Annotated in this window: 2 protein-coding genes and 1 pseudogene; all 3 read right to left on the bottom strand. The window is 68.5% G+C overall.

All coding sequences use genetic code 11. From position 1 onward, the window contains the following. Nucleotides 1-212 (bottom strand): transposase (locus ACIRQP_RS42370; RefSeq protein ID WP_403900813.1); only part of this gene is annotated, 212 nt, incomplete at its 3' end. Between the two features lie 88 nt (nucleotides 213-300). Next, the gene (locus tag ACIRQP_RS42365) at nucleotides 301-1731 is read right to left on the bottom strand and encodes a hypothetical protein (protein WP_403900811.1); all 1431 of its coding nucleotides are present in this window, start codon (nucleotides 1729-1731) and stop codon (nucleotides 301-303) included. A gap of 240 nt (nucleotides 1732-1971) precedes the next feature. Continuing rightward, a pseudogene (locus tag ACIRQP_RS42360) lies at nucleotides 1972-2141 on the bottom strand (IS1380 family transposase); the annotation flags it as partial.

The raw sequence follows: 2141 nt of genomic DNA, 5'->3' as shown, positions 1-2141 counted from the left end.
GCGACCTCCCGCCGCAGCCGAGCGAGTTCCTCGGCCTCGCTCTCACCCCGGCCGTTGCCGGCCCGCTTGGCCCGCGACACCCAGCTCGCCAGCGTCGTCTCGTTGATCCCCAAGTCCTGCGCGACCTCGGAGACCGGTTTCCCGGTCTCCGTCACGATCCGTACAGCCCCCTCACGAAACTCAGCCGTGAACACCCGACGCTTCTCCGCCATGACCCTCAACTTCCCCTGCAGTCAGGGACTCCACGCTACGAGGGGAGGCTCAGGGCAGCGTGGCGCACGCCCAAGGGCCGCTGCCTGGTCAGGAGGCCGGTTCGCCAGGGCCGGTCACGGCGTGAGTTCTCGTGGCCCTGCGCCTGAGCTCTCGGATGGTGTCCTGCCATTGCGAGGAATCACTGCTGCACCAGTCTGCGTCCTCTCCCGACTGCCAGGCCGCCAGCTCGTCCAGGCGAGCGATCACCGGGGAGGTCTCGGTGTCGGGGATTCCGGTGCCGCAATCGAGTCGCCTTTTGATGTCGTGTAGTTGGTGAGCTGCACGGTAGTAGGACAGTTGGGTGTCGCTGAGCCTGCGCATGGCGTAGCCGCCGCACTTGCTGCACCAGTCGAAGTCGGTGCGCACTATGAGGTCGGCGACCGTGAGCAGGTCGTCGCCGGCCACGACCGCGCGTTCGTTGGCGTGCCGGCACAGCGGCGAGTGGCCCTTGCCCTCGATCAGAGGGCTGGCGTTGGTGGTGTAGAGCTGGACTGCGGCCAAGGGCCCCAGAGGGAGGCCGCTGCCGCTTCGCCACCGGTCGCTGCCGGGCTGCCGAAAAGGCGCGAGGCTGAGACGGTCCTCGGTGAGCAGGCCGTGCCATACGGCCACCGGCAGCCCGCCAGGCCGTTCGGCGTCCAGGCTTCGCAGGTCGTGCGCGCCGCGCGCCAGGGCCAGCAGGCGAAGATTCAGGTTCCGGTCTTCGGTGGCATACGTCTGGCGAAGGGTCCGGCGTGTGCCCTCGGCAAGACCCAGTCCTTCGCCGAAATCCGGATCGTGGACGCCCTGGCCGCGACCGGACAGCTGGGCCTCACCCGCCTCCGGCTCGGGACCGTGTTCCGGCTCCTGCGGTCCGAGCACGCTTCCGGGCAGGTCACGAGCACCTGCGATGAGGACGCCCAGCCACCCCTTGGCCAGCCGCTTCTCAATGGTGTCCAGAGGCAATACTTCAGCTCCCCCGCTCGCCGAGAAGACAAGGTAAAGCCCGTCGGCACCGGTCCCAAGTATACGCAGCGCACGGAGGTGATCGAGGGTGACCGGGCGCCGGTCGAAGACCGGGGTGTCATCGAAGACACCCGGCCGAACGATGCCCGGCTCCCTTCCTGGACCGCGGTCACGTTCGGGCAGATCCGGCGCCGCGGCGGCTGGGCTGCACGGAAGGCTGCTCACCGGGCTCAGCAGCCGTTCGGCGACGAGATCGGGCACTTCCAGGGTGAGGACGCCGCTGCCCCAGTCGGCATCAACGGTCCACGTGAGCAGCGCACCGAGCGTCCACGTATCCAGCCCGTCCAGGAAGTCCCGGACACCATGACGTGGCATGGCTTCGGATGCTTCCGGCACCTGCGCCGCCAGCCGGCATCTAGGTGCCCGGTCAGCCGGCGTCGCTGCCACCTGGACCTGTTCCTCCCAGGAGGCGATCAGGCGCGCTGCCTCGGCTCGGGCCTCGTCGTAGCCCTTCCGATTGCTGCGAATGCCTCGCACGATCTCGTACGAAAGGTACGCACGTGTCCCCGGCCCTTCCCAGGGCCGCCCGGCCGCGCTCTGCCACCGGTGCCACAGGTCCACTAGCCTCGCTGTTTCGGTTGCGGTGATGAGATGTCTCTGAACATCGACTGCTGGACGTTCGAGGCGTCTTTTGTCTTTTGGGCATGGCGAAGTCCCGGCGCGGTGGTCGGGTTCTCCGTGGTCCTTGAGGTCGTGGGCGGATAGGACGGGTAGCCGTCAGCTGGCTGGGCGGGGCAGGGCGGCGAGCCGGTGGAAGGCTGTGGTCAGTTCGTGTCTCCAGGGCCAGGTCGCGGAGATTCGCAGTCGTAGGCGGTGGCCGCCGCGGGTGAGGCGGGCTGCGACATGCAGGATCCGATAGCGCAGTTTCCTCGGCTCGGCGCCGGCCA

Source organism: Streptomyces sp. NPDC102274 (genome assembly GCF_044766385.1).
Taxonomy (GTDB): Bacteria; Actinomycetota; Actinomycetes; order Streptomycetales; family Streptomycetaceae; genus Streptomyces.
The sequence above is the reverse complement of the archived record's forward strand: the minus strand, read 5'-3'. Positions and strand labels throughout refer to the sequence as shown.